The organism is Bacteroidia bacterium (assembly GCA_026932145.1).
Taxonomy (GTDB): Bacteria; Bacteroidota; Bacteroidia; order J057; family JAIXKT01; genus JAIXKT01.
Genome location: JAIXKT010000021.1, coordinates 60,725 through 75,935, shown reverse-complemented (window position 1 = coordinate 75,935; position 15,211 = coordinate 60,725). Strand labels below are relative to the sequence as shown.

Genomic DNA, 15,211 nt, shown 5'->3' with positions numbered 1-15,211 from the left:
CAAAAATTAATTCCTGAAATTTAACCAAACATAACCTAAAAACGAAACTTATCCTTAGAACTAATGAGCCTGTTGCACGACAAAAAGAATAAAAATATTTAACTATTTGATTTTGAATTAATTAAATAATTTATTATTTTTGTGGTGTGATAAAGCACGCCCAAATACAGATGAGTTTTAGCCAGCCCTACGTTTCTAAACGCAGTTCTAAAAACGCGTTTCTAAAGCAAATAAATGAGGTAATTGATTGGGAATCAATCGTAAAAATACTTCAAAAACACTACCCAAAAGGGCTTAGACCGGACGGCAGACCCGCCTACAACCCCATTATTCTTTTCAAAATGCTACTGCTCGGCGTTTGGTATAAAAGCCTGAGCGACAGAGACATAGAAGACAGGACCAACACCGATTTAAGCTGGATGACCTTCGTTGGGCTGAGTCTTGAAGACGAAGTACCCGACCACAGCACCCTGTGCCGCTTCCGCAACGAACTGGCAGGAAGCAATGCCTACGACTTGCTGTTGCAAGAACTTAACCAACAGCTTGATAAACATGCTATTACGGTAAAATCCGGCTGCATAATAGATGCCTCCATTACCGACAGCCCCCGCAAACCCACCGGAAAACCCACCTACGAAATTGCCGAAGACAGAAAAGAAAACGAACAAACGGAAGAAGCTATACAAACACAAACGGCTGAATTAAAGCTTGTTAAAGTAAATCAACCTGGCGTGGACGACGAAGCCCGCTGGCTCAAAAAAGGCAAAGAAACCCGCTTTGGCTACAAAAAACACGTTATTACCGACGGCAACGGATTGGTCCTTGCCCTGGAGACCACACCCGCCAACGTCCATGACCATAACCACTTTAACACATTGATAACCAAGGCACAAGTTCCCCCAAAAGTCGCCATCTATGCCGACAAAGCCTACAAATCCAAAGCCCATACCACCTACCTCAAAGCGAAGGGACTTAAAGATAGAGTGTGTTATAAAGCAGTGAAAAACAAACCCTTAACAAAATTACAACTCAAATTCAACCAACTCTGCGGCAAACACCGCTACAAAATAGAGCGCACCTTTGCCGGCACCAAAAGCTGGTTCGGCGGCGGCACCGCCCGCTATGTGGGCATCGCCAAAACCCACGCCCAGCACGCCCTGGAAGCAATTGCATACAACCTGTATAGGTTACCTAAGCTATTAGTAAACAATATGTTAACACCAAAAACGGCACCACCTCAAATGCAGCTATTTTAAGCCTGTAGGCCCAAAATACGCCCAATTGGTAAAAATGAGGCGAAAAAGGGGCAAAAACATAAAAAATGAAACCCCACACCCACAAAAAAAGACGTAAAATGTAAAAAAAACTCCCCAAAAAATCAAAATTTATTTTGAACGGGAGAAAATTTGGGGGTTTTTAAAAATTTAGAGGTTATGCAACACGCTCCTAATATAAACATCTATCTTTTTAATAAATTATATCTTATTGAATAGACATTTTAAATCCTTCCTGAATTTTTGTTCTAAACCATAAGTACTTAGCTATTTTCTGCTTAATATAGATTGATTGGACATTTTTATACTAAAAAAATCTACCTATTAATACGTAGTAATATTTTATCTACGCCAATTATTTTTTCTAAAATCATCAAAAAAACCTTTTTTTTACTTTCTTTTTTCATAAACTTGCAGAATAATACGAACACCTTTTATTGACTTATAATCAATAAGTTATAATAATTTTATAACCAATAAGTTACCTATAATAATAAGTTTTTAACATAACAATAAATATGAGTAAAAGGATTTATAATTTACATGCTGAAGTCTGTAAAGCATTAGCGCATCCACTTCGAATAGAAATTATAGAAGCACTTCAGAATGATGAGTTGAGTTTTACAAAACTTGCAGAAATCACCGACTGCCCCAAATCAAACCTTTCCCAGCATTTATCTAACATGACTCAAAAAGGAATCTTACGAATACGCAAGGACGGTTTGACGAACTATTATAGGCTAAGCTCCCCCAAAGTTGCAGAAGCCTGTTTTTTAATCCGTGAAGTGTTGATAGAAAACTTCAAAAATCATAAGGAAATTCTGGATAATCTTTGATACTGAATTTAACCCAACGAAACTCTTAGGAACAATTTCTACCTAAGTTCTATTGTTTATCTTTTTTGAGTACCACTTTTTGGTTCTCTCTTAGCTCCTTAGATATGACTGTATAAGGGCCGGAGATTATGATTTCCCCTACTTTGAGTCCGGATTTGATTTCAATAAACTGGTCATCACTGATACCGGTAGTTACCGAAGTCATTTTGGTATTGCCGTTGTTAAATAGATAAACTATTTCTTTGGGGGAATCAGTATTGGCAGGTGTTTTTGAATCAACTTCTGATTTTTTTTCTAATGTAACTGCTTGAATAGGAATGGCGATTACGTTAGATTTAGTATTTGTGAATATATTCACTACGGCTGACATTCCGGGTCTGAATGGGCTTTGATAGGCGGCTAAGCCACGCATAAAGGCTGTGTCATTGCGGTAAGAGTCCGGGATTATGGCTACCTTAACGGGAAAGTTAGTTACTTGATCTGTGGTTCCGGCAGCGGTCATATTAGCGGAATAAGCTATTTCTCGTACTACTCCTTTAAAGATGCGGTTGGGGTAGGCATCTACTTCAATTTCGGCAGTATCACCTAAGGTAACCTTAACAATGTCATTTTCATTTATATCAGCTTTTAGCTCCATATCTCTAAGGTCAGCTATTTTTAAGATTTCTGTACCTTGAAATTGGCCTGTGCCCACTACCCGCTGGCCTAATTCTGCGGTTAGCTTAGTGATAGTTCCATTTAAAGTTGCACGAATGCTTGTTCGGCTTAGATTTTCTTTAGCTTGTTTTAACACTGCCTCTGCACTTTGAATGCGGTAAAAAGCGGCCTTAGCAGCTTGTTTAGAAACTTCATATTGAGCCAAAGAAATACGATATTTTAGCTGAAAGTTTTCTAAATCTACTTGAGAAATCACTTTTTGCTCAAACAGCTTTGTATTTCTGGCAAGGTTTAAAGAATCTTGAATTACATTGGCTTCGGCTTGGGCTATGGCTGCTTGGGTGTTTGCATAATCAGAACGAGCACCGTTTAAACTTGCCGTTGCTTGCTCTAAGGCAGCTTGATAGTTATCCGGCTTAATATCAAATAGTTTATCCCCTACTTTCACATAATCTCCTTCTTGAACGTATAAAGCTACGATTTCGCCGGATACTTCTGGCGCAATCGGCAGTTCGATATTAGGTTGTATAATGCCGGATTCGGTGATGCGCTCTATGATGGTTCGCGTAGCTACAACACTTGTTTCAACTTCTATATCCTTATTTTTATGCACTAACCAGAACCATATACTTGCCCCAATCAAAACAAGTAATAAAATGATCCCATAAAGCCTATATTTTGGGTTATTTTTCGCAGCCATTTACAGATACAAATATCGTTTTGATACTAATCTCTATTATTTTTTTTCGGCAAAAGGCTATAAAATTGGCTTAAAATTGGCTTTTTGAGGTATAAGGTTAAAGTTATATCTTAAAAGAGTGGTTCTAAGTAACCTTGTCCGCGATAATTTTGAGCAGCGTCAAATATTGCCCATACATAAGTGTTTTGGATTCTGAAAACCCTACCCTTGCGGCTCATACGAGTTCCAGAATAATTCATAAACTTACCTCGCTGCTTAACTCCCTCTGTAAACAGAAAAACTGCCGCAGTGGACTCCGGAACAGTAGTTTCTCGCAACGTTAATTGAGGAACATCATCCCAAGATGTCTCAAACCGATTTTGGGCGCGAAGATTCATATAACTATAAACCGGCTCATCTGCTTCATTAATAGAAAAATACAAAAATGGAGCATGATATAATTTTAAAGATAAATCATAAGCATCAGAATAAGGTATTAATGACTCCAAAAACCAATGGGCAAAAGAGGTCTCCAAAAGCATCACTTGCTCTTTGATAATATCACTGTTTAGCTCTCGCTCTGTAAGAATTTCAGGCATACGTTTAAGCAGCAAAAATACGACATCCTCCAACAGCCTTTCAAAATGGAATCATTTTTACTGCTTTTTTTCGGATAAATTGATGTATAATCTGTAGAATATCTTTTGTTTCTGGGTATTCCCGAATGCTATCCCGCCAAATATCTATGTTTTGGCCTTGCAGTTGAATGTCTATAAAGCCAAACCCGACGTATTTTCCATTTTGTACCAAAACGATGGCGCGCTCTTCTATATTCCTCCCTATATCCACCAAATAAAAATTCGGTGTTTCAAAAATTAAGGATTGAATTGCATTAGCAAGCCTCAGATTATACGATTTTGGCGGCTCTTTTTGAATACAAGCACCCAAACATTGATGCACTTGATACTGAAAGCAAGACCCTGAAGTATGGTATAACCCCGTCAGTTTCTGGCAAAGTTGGTGCTCTTTAACTTTTTCAGCTAAATAATTTTTAGCTTCTTGCTTGTTTGAAAACGAAATAAGCGGCTTTTTAGGGTGATTTAACCTTTCGATATATAGATTATTGTATCCACGTGAATCTTCAAAAGAAAAGATACCGTAGTTAAAGTAACTTTTTCGCTGAGAACGGTTGTATAACGGTTTTAGCCGCTTAATTTCGTCAGCCTCCCAAAGTAAGGCTACCAGTTCACTGCCGGTTAATTCATAGCTAATATCAGCTATTTTCTGCTTAAAGTCTAACGGCTTTTTGGTATCTGAAAAATGTGAAAATACTCTTTTTTTGATATTGGTGCTTTTGCCAACATAAATCACATCGCCTTCTGGGTCATAGAAATAATAAATTCCGGCTTCCTCCGGTAGATTGTTGAGGGTATCTTCATTCAAAAGTGGGGGAATTTGGGCAGCTTTTAAGGTATGCTGCGGTTGAATTAAGGAAGGTATCCCTTGTTTGAAGATTTTTTGAAATAGCTCTGTCGTAGCGCGGGCATCACCTAAGGCACGATGCTGGCTCTGGTGGTTAATATCTAATTGTTGGCAAATTTTACCGAGTTTGTAGGAAGTTAAGCCCACAAATATCTTTCGGCTAAGCTGAACGGTGCACAAAATAGGACGGGTATAAACATAGCCTAAATCCCGAAATTCATGGCGAACAAACCCATAATCAAAACTAACATTATGAGCAACAAAGACACAGTTTTGGGTTATTTCAACTATTTGTCGGGCTATTTCCGAAAACTTTGGGGCATTTTGCACCATCTCATAGGTTATGCCGGTAAGTTGTGTGATAAAATACGGAATACTCCGTTCCGGATTTACTAAACTGGAAAATTCTGAAAATATGGCTTTTCCATCTGTGATAATAATTGCTATTTCAATAATTTTCCCGGCTTGGCTAACGCTGCCAGTCGTTTCAACATCAATAATGGCATATTTAGTATCCTCCATCTAAGCGTCCTGCTACGGTTCAAAGATAGAATTAAATTTATTGAAACCCATGAAGGTAAAGACTTGGTTTATGAAGTTTTTTGCTCTCTGCTACTCTTTTTATGTGCTACTTCCTGAATGATAATCTAATTTTTAAGTTAGCTGGAGCATGAAACTTAAATTTGTGTTTATTTGTAGCATAAAAAATATGACGGCTGAAATAATCACAAACCGAGGTACGTTACTGGTAGAGTTTTATGAGCAAGATGCTCCTAAGACCGTTGCAAACTTTGTTAAGTTGGCGAAGGCTAAGTTTTATGATGGTTTAAAATGGCATCGGGTAATCCCGCAATTTGTAATCCAAGGTGGCTGCCCAAACAGCCGAGCAGGTGCAACGGGACATCCCGGAACAGGAGGCCCTGGATATAGTATCCCATGCGAACTTACCGGCGGTAATCAATACCATGACAGAGGCGTTTTGTCTATGGCTCATGCCGGCAGAAATACAGGAGGATCCCAGTTCTTTGTTGTACTCTCCAGAGCGCAAACAGCCCATTTAGACGGAAATCACACCTGCTTCGGAAAAGTAGTTCAAGGATTAGACACCCTCGACTTAATCAAGCAAGGTGATGATATACAGCAAATTATCATTCATGAATAATAAAATTAATATTTAAAATTATGCCAAGGCGTATTAAATCTGGGTTAATCCAAATGAGCCTTCCCATGACGGAGGGGCAAGGAAGCATCCCTGAAATTATCGAAGCGATGTTTCAGAAGCATATTCCATACATTGAATCTGCGGGCAAACAAGGAGTTCAGATACTGTGTTTACAGGAGATTTTTAATACGCCTTACTTTTGCCCCGGCCAAAATGCAAGTTGGTATGCCTCTGCTGAGCCTGTTCCCGGGCCTACCACAGAACGGCTTGCCGAATATGCTAAAAAATATAATATGGTACTGATTGTACCTATCTATGAAAAAGAGCAGGCCGGCTTTTTATACAACACAGCCGCAGTATTGGATGCTGACGGAACCTATCTGGGAAAATACCGCAAAACACATATACCGCACACATCAGGCTTTTGGGAAAAGTTCTTTTTCCGTCCGGGAAATTTAGGCTACCCTGTTTTTGAGACAAAATATGCCAAAGTTGGGGTTTATATTTGCTATGACCGGCATTTCCCCGAAGGTGCTCGTGCATTAGGGTTAAATGGAGCCGAAATCGTCTATAATCCTTCGGCAACCGTTGCCGGACTTTCCCAATATCTATGGAAGTTAGAGCAGCCTGCCCATGCAGCCGCCAACGGCTATTTTATGGGCTGCATCAACAGGGTAGGCATCGAACAGCCTTGGAACGTAGGTAAATTCTACGGAAACTCCTACTTTGTAGATCCACGCGGCCAAATATTCGCCTGCGCATCCGAAAATAATGACGAACTTTTAGTCGCAGAATTTGACCTCGATATGATTGATGAAGTGCGCTCTGTATGGCAGTTTTTCAGAGACCGCCGACCAGATATGTATGCACCTCTCGTGCAACCCTAATAAAGCAGCACATTTCGCAGCGTATCCATTAAATAATAGCTTAATCTGGAATACATTATTTCTTTGTATTTAGTTTTATTAAACTATTAAGCTACTGTGCAAGAGATCTTTTTCTGCTATCTCTGCATTTTTTATATGAATTTACGATTACTTCTTAGGATTTGTTGTTCAGTTTGGCTATGTTTAGCGGGTTATTTTTTTACGTTTTTTCATAGCTACGGCCAATTATTCCCGCAGGGGAAACAGGCTTATAGCGTTCAGATGCACTTGCACGCACATTCTCACCACAACGGTGCCGATAAACCAGCCTCTATGCAATGGCACGCACATTATGCTAACCAATTCAACCAAAATGTTTTATGGTGGACTGACCATGATGAAGTGCTTAACCTCAACCGTATTTTAAACTATAACTTTTCATCTACGACTAACGTTGATTCACTGGGAAATGTAGTCAATATGAATGGAGCTATTGATCGCCCTATCCGCTTGGAAGCAGTTATGAGCGGCGGGCAATTTGCTGCTTCTGTGCAAAATAAAATCCTAACGTGGCAACTAACAGGCACAACTGCAAAATGGGATAGCTTTGGCTATGTCCCAAGAGGAACTTTTGGCAAACTAATGCAATTCCGTATGCCAAGACCCATTTCAAGCCAAGCAATGCTTAAATTGGTTGTTGAACCTTTTAATTTTAACGCTAATACCAAACACCAAATTATCGTTGAACTTTCTTGGCATTTTCAGCAAAAACCAGTATTGCATAAAATTATTTACACATTAGTTCCTGATTCTGTTTCATTAAATCCTATTAATCAAGGAGATAGCTTAGCTTATATTTATGTTCCTTGCAAAACAACTCGGGATACTATTCTGTTAAATTTACTAACCGATGCTTCTTTATTATTAGACGGAGACGATAATACAATTACAGATATTCACATTCAGTTGCTTGCTAAAAATGGGCAAACGGCAAAAATGACGTTGTACTATTTTGAATTGTATAGCAATGCTCCGCAGCCCCAAAATCAAATAAATCAAATGGGGTTTTTCGGAAACCGATACGGCGCAAGATATGGACACAAAGAAATCGTAGGAATAGAATTTGCCACCGGGCCTAACAGCAGAGAATACCACCTAAATGGCTTTGTTCCAAGCATAAACATTCGGGATAGCGTTTTGTATGGAGATTCTATGATGCGGATTTATCCAGATTCTTTTGCCCGAAATATCCAAAATGCAGGCGGCGTAGTTTCCTTTAACCACCCCTTTGGAACAAGTTCCTATTTATTAGATCCGGATATTGTTCAAGATAGTAATTGCAATAACGTTGCATTAAAACTACTTCAAAATCAGGTATTTGGCTGTAATATTATAGAAATTGGGTCCTATTCTCGAGGGGGAACGGATTTAAGTAGGCACACTCGTTTGTGGGATATTCTTACAGCAAACAAATTATATCTCTATGGAAACGGCAGTTTTGATTCTCACGGAGGAGCTTGGTATGACATGATGGCACCCAACTCCATGAGTACGTGGGTTTGGGCTGATGACGACTCCCCAGAAAGTTTAATTGACGGGTTAAAAAACGGACGTATTTACTTTGGAAGCCCTTTTCGCTATAACGGACGTTTCAACTTTTGGGTTGGAAGTGCCCAAATGGGAGATAGAACAACCAGTAACCAAATTTATGACACCTTAAGTCTATCCTTTGACCCACTTCCGGTAGGCTCAAAAGTATATGTTTATCAAGGACTTATAAATTCTCCCGGAACCAATGTAAACTATCTCTTATTCAAAGACCAAATTAACCCATACTCCAAAATCTGCCTTGATTTACAAAACCCTTGTTTCATTAGAATAGAAGTTTATGACATCAGTAATCGATGCATCTTATTGAGTAATCCCATTGTTTTTCATACTGTTACGAACCAAATTGCACAGCATTGCACGATAAGTACTTTTGAAGAACAGCCACGTGTGATTGTTAAACCCAATCAAGGAACGTTAGAATTGTACCCGGGTGATTTCCAAAAATCACTAACCATTCACATCTGTAATTCGATGGGGCAGGTTGTTTGGGAAAAACATTTAAAAAATAGCGTTGAATATCAAATAATGCTTTCAGAAGGCTTCTACTCATGGGAATATAAATCAATTGCTTCCGGAATTTACTTTGTTCAATTCTTAAAAGATGGAGCATTCCCATACACACAAAAAGTTATTTTATTAAATGATTGATAATGAATTAGTTGTTAAGATTTTACAGAAAACAACAGCTTTATTGGAAATAGTGGGCGAAAATCCTTTTAGGGCTAAATCTTTTGCTATCGCGGCACAAAATATTGCAAGTTTTCCAGAATCGCTCGAATCCTATGTAACCAAAGGCATAAAACCAAATATTCCCGGCGTGGGTGCAGGTATCTGGAAAGAAATCGTTGAATTATTCAAAGAGAATACATTTCAGCCGATGCAAGAGGTTTTGAAAATATTGCCTCCCGAACTCCCTGAACTCCTAAACGTACCCGGAATCGGACCCAAAAAAATCCAGCAACTCTGGATACAAGCTCAAATCACCTCCCCAAAAGAACTTTTACAGGCCTGCTACGAAAATAAATTACTGAATATCAAGGGTTTTGGAGAAAAATCCCAAAAAAACATACAACGTGCATTAGAATTTTACTTAGCTAATCAAGGGTTTTATCACCTCCATACGGCTTATGCACTTTGGGATTCTTTTGCCCAAAAATTTCCCTATCCGGTGTTTCCCGTAGGAGAATTAAGGCGCTTCTGCCCAACTATTCAACAGATAGAAGGATTAACAAAACTTAACCAAACAATTGATTTTCAATTAGATAACTGGATTTTAAACGTACAAAATGATGATTTTGCTGACTTTTTTTCTTTGGACAAACAGCATCATATTCGTATTTACAAATCAAGTTCTGAAACGTTTTACAAATCTTATTTTTTGCTGACCGGCAGCCAGATTCATATCGAGGCTGTTCTGAAAGAAACTGAACTAAACTTTCAATCAGAAGAGGAAATTTATCAAGCTAACGGCTTTACTTTTGTTCCGCCGGAATGTAGGGAAGGCATTGGAGAATTAGAAAATACCGAACAAAAAGTAGCGCATTTGATTGATAAAAAGGATGTTGTCGGCATTTTCCATGCGCATACAACTTGGTCAGATGGTGCAAATTCTTTGTCGGAAATGGTAGATGCCTGCCAAAAAAATGGTTATCATTACTTAGGGATTTCTGACCATAGTCAATCTGCTTTTTATGCCAACGGGCTATCTATTGGCAGAGTAACGGCTCAACAAGAAGAGATTAGATCCATAAACCAGAAATTAACTGATTTTACCGTTTTTTCCGGTATCGAATCCGATATTTTGCCTTCTGGAGAGTTAGATTACCCTGAAGAGATTTTAAAGACCTTTGATTTTGTGATTGCTTCTATTCATAGTTCGTTTAATATGAATGCTGAAGAGGCTACGCGCCGGCTTATAAAAGCTATCGAAAATCCATATACCCGAATTTTAGGCCATCCAACAGGCAGGCTGCTGCTCATAAGATCCGGCTACCCAATTCATCATCAATATATTATAGACGCGTGTGCGGCTAATCATGTTGCTATCGAGTTAAATTGCAATCCATATCGCTTAGATATTGACTGGACTTGGATTCCCTATATGGCTGAAAAAAATGTTTTGTGCGTTTTATCACCGGATGCACACAGCCTCAAAGGGATACAAGACATTCATTGGGGAGTTCAGGTTGCCCGAAAAGGAATGCTGGCTGCCGAACAGTGTGTTAATTGTTGGAATACAGAAGAAGTGCGTATTTGGCTTACTAACAAGTAGTTGAATTTAGCGAAATTTTTCCTTCGTAAACCAATACTACAGGGCCTTGTAATGTAAATTGTGCCCTTTGGAAGTTAGTTATAGCTATTAAAGCTCCGCCTAATGTATGAATTGTGGTATTATTTGCTGGTTTTAGGGTACGAAAAGCAGCCGCAGCAGCCATTGCCCCCGTCCCGCAACTTAATGTAACTGCCTCAACACCACGCTCATACGTCCAGACAAATAGCTCATTATCATTCAATATTTGTACAAAATTAACGTTAATACCTTGTTGACGGTAGGTTTCATTGTATCTGATTTCTTTTCCAAGTTTTAGAACTGTTTGTTCATCAAGGGGTTGTGAAACAAAGCGAATATAATGCGGAGAGCCTGTATCTGTTTCAAAGTCAGTTTCGTTGATTTGTTTTAAAAATTTAGGAGGATTTAGGCTAATAGATACTTGGTTTTGGTTGTTCATTTGGGCAGTATGATGCCCGTCATAAGCCAAAAACAGAATATCTTGTTTTGTTTCTGGGAATAGGCCGAATTTTTGTGCTGCAACGACCGCACAACGGGAGCCATTGCCACATAAAGAGCCTAAATTTCCATCAGCATTGTAATATAGCATTTCAAAGTCTGCATTTAGGGCAGCCTGAATTACAATAACTCCGTCAGCACCAATTCCAAACCTCCGATGTGTTAAGAGCCGTATTTGTTCCGGTGTGAAGCCGTTTGCGGGAAGATCCGGCTTTGAAAAAACCACAAAATCATTTCCTGTACCATGAAATTTGATAAAAGGAATCATAGAAAGCATTGGTTTTGACCACGATAAGTAGGTACAGTTTGGGTTATTTTATAGTTTTGGATAAGGTGCAGGTGCGTAAACCGCTCACAGAGTTCGCCGGCTTTAGCATGGCGAAAAAACACCATTCCTCCGACTTCCAATGGTTTTGGGCATTTTACCGGCGTTTGAACTTCGCCTGCGCCTTCTAAGGAAGTCAGTTCCGCTTCGTTTGGCAACCAAACTAAGGGTTGTTTTTCTATACCTGCACTACCGGAGGCGATGTAACCGCCGCCAAAACAAGTATAAATATTCTGTTGCGGGTTACGGGTGATCTCTAAGGCAAAACCGGCAGCCGGCTCATGCCTAAATGACTGATAATAATCAAATAAATGTGATTGATAAAACCCTGAACCGGCAGTAACCTCTGTTACAAGGTCTTCCTGACAAGTTGTTTCTAAGCTGCCTGTTCCGCCGCCATTTACAAAGTCTAATTCAATCCCAAGCTGTTTAATAGCTTCAATGGTTTGGGTTCTGCGCTGTTTTATTTTCGGTAGCGAAATAGATTTTAAGAGTTGGACTATCTTGTTTTTCAGATAGTTATTATTCATTTTATCTCCTACGCCGGCTATTTGTGCTTCATAACCCATTAGCCCAACAAGTTTTAGATGTTTTTTTTGTTGAATATACTTTGCTAATTCTACGGCATTTTCGGAAGTTTTAATTGCCGAGCGTAGTACCCCAAAATGAAGTCCGGGGAAAGTTACTGATAAATCTAAATCAAGACAGATCGGCAAAATGCAGTTTTTTTCTTGCGCAACTTGCTGATAATTATCTATATGCTGCTTTAAATCAGCCATTACAATGATTTTTTTTCCGTTTATGATTTCATTGGCAACGGCTTCAATCGCTTGTTTTTGGGTAAACGGATAAGCAATAAGCATATCATCAAAACCTTGCTGGGCTAAAAAGACAGCTTCTTGGGGATGATAGCACATTAATCCCTGAAAAACGGCAGGATTAAACTGCAAAATATACTTTGTCAAATGCACACAACGAATTGATTTTGTGGCAATTCTGACTTTTTTGGAAGAAGCTCTTTGCGCGATAGCTTTGATATTATTTTCAAAAGCGGCCATATCTACAAAGGCCAATGGAAGTGCTTTATCCTTAAAGGCAGCACAGAGAGCCGAATATTCAAGCATCAGTTTTCAAAACGCCGTTTAAATAGTTGATAAAACTCAAGCGCAAGTTCATCTTCTAAGGTTAAGTTATTGGGTTGCAAATACTTCTTATTCAGCACATATTCTAAATCAGATACAGTTTCACAGTCATTTAAGTCTTCAATGCAGGTTTTGAGGGCTTCGGAATTTCCTTGAAACATTTTTTGGGAAAACTGAAACCGCTTATACAACGGGATTTGCTCAACTGTAACATTTTTTTTGTTGAGGCTTAGATTATTCGGCTGTTGTGATTGTTTGTATTGGTCAATTAAGCGGGGCTTGCTGCTATTTTCTGTCTGGATAAACGAATTCAGGATATTATGTTTTTTACTAACTTCTTGATTTACTTGATCTTCTATTTTAGAATTTTGAATAACCGGAATTTCAAGTTCAGTGTCAATTTCTCCAAATTGGGTAATTAGCTTATTTTCTTTCAATATTGTTTTTTCTTTTTGGGGAATAGTAATTTTGGGGGCTTCAACTACTTGGTTGCTATTAATATAATCTTCCCAAAAATAGCCGGTAAGTTGGGCAAAAATAGCCTTACGGTAAACCGTAAAGTTTTGACCTTGTTTTTCTTCATAGAGTTGCACAACGCGGTCTATCTTTTCTAAAAATACTTTTTTCTCAACTATTTGTAGGTTGTTTTTTTTGTGATAAGATAAAATACTTGAAATAATAAAGTCAAAGTCCACAAAATAATTGGCGTACTTTTCAAACAAAGTAATGGGAATTGATTCTTTGGATTGAAAAAAGAAATTAGCAAAGCACTCTGCCGGATTGATGATGAGTTTCAAGTTGTTATATATAGCTTTTTCAACCATTCCACGAAATTCGCTGCGTTCAACCTTAATGTGTCTGGAAAGAACGTTGTGAAACTCAACCATCGCTTTTTTTACTTCTTCATGTTTAAAATCAAAAAAAGGATGCTGTAATTTACTCTGAAAGGTATTCCAATCTTGATATATCTGAAATAAAATGAAATGATTAACTTGCTTATGGGAAGCAAATGCTACAATTTCATCGCCGGTAATAAAACTTTTTGTTTTGAAAAAATCCGTAATCCATTGTTTGGTTAAACTGGCAATTAGTTCATTAACAGATTTTTCCGTAAGGGTTAGTAGTTCCATTTTTGAAAAAATTATTATTGTTGTTTTAAGTAATATAAAGTGGAACAGTTGTTTGGGTTTAGGTACTTTTGGGCGGCCTGTTTTACGTCATCACAAGAAATTGATTGGTAGATGTCTAAGATGGTGTTTATTTGGTTAGGATTTCCTAAGGAGTCATAGATAGCTAATTCTTGGGCGAGGTTAAGCATGCTGGTTCTTTCAAAAATCAGGTAGGATTCTATTTTGTTTTTTATTTTGGTTAGCTGTTTTTCGGATATATCTTGCAGATTATCAATTGTTTTTTGCAAAGTAGCTTCATATAGTTCGGTTTTTTTTCCTTGTGCTACTTGCCCGTCAATGGATATCATTCCGGGGTCGTATGCTCCCCAAGAGAAAGCGGCAATGTTATTGGCCACTTTTTCTTTTTTTACCATTTCTTGAAATAGCAATGAACTTTTACCGTTGGAAAGTAGGTCTGTCAGAATATCGGCGGCAAAGTAATCGGGGTTTGTTCTGGCGGGAATATGATATGCTTTGTAAATTGCATCAAAAGGAACGTCTTTTTGGACTGTCAGTTTACGGGGGGATTTTTGGGGTGGTTCTTGGGGCAGCGGTTTCTTTTTGAGGGTACGTTTAGGTATCGGGGCAAACCATTTTTGGGCTAACTGCTCCACGGTTTCTGGAGATACGTTTCCACAAACGACCAAAGTAGCATTATTGGGAGCATAAAAACCATAAAAAAACTCCCTTACATCATCTAAGGTAGCATCCTGAATATGAGATAGTTCCTTTCCAATAGTAGGCCAGCGATAGGGATGTGTTTGGTAATGCACCGGCCTAAGCAAAAGGTGTGCATCTCCATAAGGCTGATTTAGATAACGTTGTTTAAACTCTTCACAAACGACACTTTTTTGGACGTTTAAGCTGTCTTGGGAAAAATCCAACTCCAACATCCGGTCAGATTCTAACCAAAAACCCGTTTCAAGCTGGCTTGTAGGCAAACTCAGGTAATAGTTGGTAATATCGTTTGTAGTGTAGGCGTTATTTTCTCCGCCTGCTTTTTGCAACGGCGTATCATAAGAAGGAATATTTTTAGACCCCCCAAACATCAGATGCTCAAAAAGGTGAGCAAATCCAGTTCTACTTGGGTCTTCATCTCTTGCACCTACCCGATATAGCACACACATAGCCGCACGAGGGCTGCTCAAATCTGTATGAACGATAACCCGAAGACCATTCTGTAATTCAAATTGCTTGAAATCAATTTTTTGCATCTAAAT

Annotated in this window: 13 protein-coding genes; 6 read left to right on the top strand and 7 right to left on the bottom strand. The window is 38.6% G+C overall.

The window, feature by feature from the left end; genetic code table 11:
* Positions 1–146 precede the first annotated feature (146 nt).
* Both LC115_05875 and LC115_05870 read left to right on the top strand, forming a co-directional pair.
* The gene (locus tag LC115_05875) at positions 147–1,256 is read left to right on the top strand and encodes an IS5 family transposase (protein MCZ2356207.1); all 1,110 of its coding nucleotides are present in this window, start codon (positions 147–149) and stop codon (positions 1,254–1,256) included.
* A 536-nt stretch (positions 1,257–1,792) separates the two neighbouring features.
* Positions 1,793–2,110 (top strand): metalloregulator ArsR/SmtB family transcription factor, encoded by a 318-nt coding sequence (locus LC115_05870; GenBank protein ID MCZ2356206.1) that lies wholly within the window; start codon positions 1,793–1,795, stop codon positions 2,108–2,110.
* A 49-nt stretch (positions 2,111–2,159) separates the two neighbouring features.
* Here LC115_05870 and LC115_05865 read toward each other — a convergent pair whose 3' ends face one another.
* The 3 genes from LC115_05865 to LC115_05855 form a co-directional block, all read right to left on the bottom strand.
* Positions 2,160–3,467, bottom strand: coding sequence for an efflux RND transporter periplasmic adaptor subunit (locus tag LC115_05865; GenBank protein ID MCZ2356205.1), 1,308 nt, complete (start codon positions 3,465–3,467; stop codon positions 2,160–2,162).
* A 110-nt stretch (positions 3,468–3,577) separates the two neighbouring features.
* Positions 3,578–4,045, bottom strand: a complete 468-nt coding sequence (locus LC115_05860; GenBank protein MCZ2356204.1) for an MEKHLA domain-containing protein — start codon at positions 4,043–4,045, stop codon at positions 3,578–3,580.
* A gap of 40 nt (positions 4,046–4,085) precedes the next feature.
* Positions 4,086–5,450: a GIY-YIG nuclease family protein gene (locus tag LC115_05855; GenBank protein ID MCZ2356203.1), complete on the bottom strand. Its 1,365-nt coding sequence runs from the start codon at positions 5,448–5,450 to the stop codon at positions 4,086–4,088.
* Positions 5,451–5,637: 187 nt separating this feature from the next.
* Between LC115_05855 and LC115_05850 the strand changes: the two genes are divergently transcribed.
* From LC115_05850 to LC115_05835, 4 genes are all read left to right on the top strand, one after another.
* Positions 5,638–6,090 carry a peptidylprolyl isomerase gene (locus LC115_05850; protein ID MCZ2356202.1) on the top strand — a complete coding sequence of 151 codons (453 nt, stop codon included), beginning with the start codon at positions 5,638–5,640 and terminating at the stop codon, positions 6,088–6,090.
* Positions 6,091–6,110: 20 nt separating this feature from the next.
* A complete protein-coding gene (locus LC115_05845) occupies positions 6,111–6,977 on the top strand; it encodes an acyltransferase (protein MCZ2356201.1) in 867 nt (288 codons plus the stop codon).
* 135 nt (positions 6,978–7,112) lie between these two features.
* Complete coding sequence (locus LC115_05840) at positions 7,113–9,215, top strand: hypothetical protein (protein MCZ2356200.1); 2,103 nt, start codon at positions 7,113–7,115, stop codon at positions 9,213–9,215.
* Positions 9,208–10,839 carry a PHP domain-containing protein gene (locus LC115_05835; protein MCZ2356199.1) on the top strand — a complete coding sequence of 544 codons (1,632 nt, stop codon included), beginning with the start codon at positions 9,208–9,210 and terminating at the stop codon, positions 10,837–10,839. The genes LC115_05840 and LC115_05835 overlap by 8 nt, the downstream gene beginning before the upstream one ends.
* Here LC115_05835 and dapF read toward each other — a convergent pair.
* From dapF to LC115_05815, 4 genes are read right to left on the bottom strand one after another with little or no spacing between them, the layout of a single operon-like run.
* Entirely contained in the window at positions 10,829–11,623 is a 795-nt protein-coding gene (dapF, locus tag LC115_05830; protein MCZ2356198.1) for a diaminopimelate epimerase, read from the bottom strand. The two genes, LC115_05835 and dapF, sit on opposite strands and share 11 nt — an antisense overlap.
* Positions 11,620–12,804: an amino acid deaminase/aldolase gene (locus LC115_05825; protein MCZ2356197.1), complete on the bottom strand. Its 1,185-nt coding sequence runs from the start codon at positions 12,802–12,804 to the stop codon at positions 11,620–11,622. Before LC115_05825 ends, dapF begins: the two co-directional genes overlap by 4 nt.
* Complete coding sequence (locus LC115_05820; GenBank protein ID MCZ2356196.1) at positions 12,804–13,952, bottom strand: hypothetical protein; 1,149 nt, start codon at positions 13,950–13,952, stop codon at positions 12,804–12,806. The genes LC115_05825 and LC115_05820 overlap by 1 nt, the downstream gene beginning before the upstream one ends.
* 14 nt (positions 13,953–13,966) lie before the next feature.
* Positions 13,967–15,205 carry an insulinase family protein gene (locus LC115_05815; GenBank protein ID MCZ2356195.1) on the bottom strand — a complete coding sequence of 413 codons (1,239 nt, stop codon included), beginning with the start codon at positions 15,203–15,205 and terminating at the stop codon, positions 13,967–13,969.
* Positions 15,206–15,211: the final 6 nt, after the last annotated feature.

Coding starts and splice junctions, on each gene's coding strand:
- LC115_05870 (MCZ2356206.1), top strand. CDS start 1,793: ATGAGTAAAAGGATTTATAATTTACATGCTGAAGTCTGTAAAGCATTA.
- LC115_05865 (MCZ2356205.1), bottom strand. CDS start 3,467: ATGGCTGCGAAAAATAACCCAAAATATAGGCTTTATGGGATCATTTTA.
- LC115_05860 (MCZ2356204.1), bottom strand. CDS start 4,045: ATGCCTGAAATTCTTACAGAGCGAGAGCTAAACAGTGATATTATCAAA.
- LC115_05855 (MCZ2356203.1), bottom strand. CDS start 5,450: ATGGAGGATACTAAATATGCCATTATTGATGTTGAAACGACTGGCAGC.
- LC115_05850 (MCZ2356202.1), top strand. CDS start 5,638: ATGACGGCTGAAATAATCACAAACCGAGGTACGTTACTGGTAGAGTTT.
- LC115_05845 (MCZ2356201.1), top strand. CDS start 6,111: ATGCCAAGGCGTATTAAATCTGGGTTAATCCAAATGAGCCTTCCCATG.
- LC115_05840 (MCZ2356200.1), top strand. CDS start 7,113: ATGAATTTACGATTACTTCTTAGGATTTGTTGTTCAGTTTGGCTATGT.
- LC115_05835 (MCZ2356199.1), top strand. CDS start 9,208: ATGATTGATAATGAATTAGTTGTTAAGATTTTACAGAAAACAACAGCT.
- dapF (MCZ2356198.1), bottom strand. CDS start 11,623: ATGATTCCTTTTATCAAATTTCATGGTACAGGAAATGATTTTGTGGTT.
- LC115_05825 (MCZ2356197.1), bottom strand. CDS start 12,804: ATGCTTGAATATTCGGCTCTCTGTGCTGCCTTTAAGGATAAAGCACTT.
- LC115_05820 (MCZ2356196.1), bottom strand. CDS start 13,952: ATGGAACTACTAACCCTTACGGAAAAATCTGTTAATGAACTAATTGCC.
- LC115_05815 (MCZ2356195.1), bottom strand. CDS start 15,205: ATGCAAAAAATTGATTTCAAGCAATTTGAATTACAGAATGGTCTTCGG.